At 66.2% G+C, this 907-nt stretch carries 2 protein-coding genes; both read left to right on the top strand.

All coding sequences use genetic code 11. From position 1 onward, the window contains the following. Positions 1–510: GGDEF domain-containing protein (locus HUK84_RS20310; RefSeq protein WP_176641810.1), on the top strand; the 510-nt coding region annotated here is incomplete at its 5' end. A gap of 267 nt (positions 511–777) precedes the next feature. After that, positions 778–907, top strand: a 130-nt coding sequence (locus tag HUK84_RS23815) for a LysR family transcriptional regulator (protein WP_218064485.1), incomplete at its 3' end; no start/stop codon positions are given.

The raw sequence follows: 907 nt of genomic DNA, 5'->3' as shown, positions 1-907 counted from the left end.
ACCGCGATCCTGCAGCGCGAAGCCGAGCGCGATCCCCTGACCGGCCTGTGGAACCGCCGCGCGCTCGACCGGTTCGTCCGCGCCAGGGCCCGCGGCGCGGACAAGCGCGGCGCGTGCCTGATGCTGGTGGATATCGACCATTTCAAGCGGATCAACGACCGCCACGGCCACGCCGCCGGCGACGAAGTCCTCCGTCATTTCGCCGGCCTGCTGAAATCCTGGCTCCGCGCCGACGACATCCTCGTCCGCTTCGGCGGCGAGGAATTCGCCATCCTGCTGATGACCGACGACCTCGACGCCGCGACGCGGGTCGCGCAGATGCTCAAGGCGGCGATCGAACGCACCGCCATCACCCTTCCCGGAACCGACGCCACGCTGCGCGTCAGCGCCAGCTTCGGCCTCGCCAGGGGCACCCTGCGAAACGGGGGGTGGGACAGCCTGCTCAAGGACGCCGACACCCAGCTCTATCGCGCCAAGGAAGCCGGGCGCAACCGCATCTCGACCGCCTGAACCGCGACCGGCCCCGGCTCCCGCCGGCTCTCTCCCCAGGGCAACCCGGGCCCGTTCCATGCTTTCTGATGCACGGGCTATGCCCCGATGCGCTTTTTTGTTGCGATGCCGAGACCTACCCGCTCTGATACCCATCTGGGATCGGAGTTATTTGCAAATCTCAAATTAATTTGTAATTATATAAATTAACAAATTTACACGGTGAAAATTCGGCGGCGGGTCGGCCCCTCTCCGGAATCGCACGCTCCAACCGAGGCCCGATCGACGATGGAACTGCCGGCGCTCATCTATCTTGTCGCGCTGATCGACACGGGCTCGGCCGCCGGCGCGGCCGAGGCGCTGGGCGTCGGGTCCTCGACCGTCAATCACGCCGTCGCGGCGCTCGAACAGGCGATGG

Source organism: Nguyenibacter vanlangensis (genome assembly GCF_013376155.1).
Lineage (GTDB): Bacteria > Pseudomonadota > Alphaproteobacteria > Acetobacterales > Acetobacteraceae > Gluconacetobacter > Gluconacetobacter vanlangensis.
The sequence above is the reverse complement of the archived record's forward strand: the minus strand, read 5'-3'. Positions and strand labels throughout refer to the sequence as shown.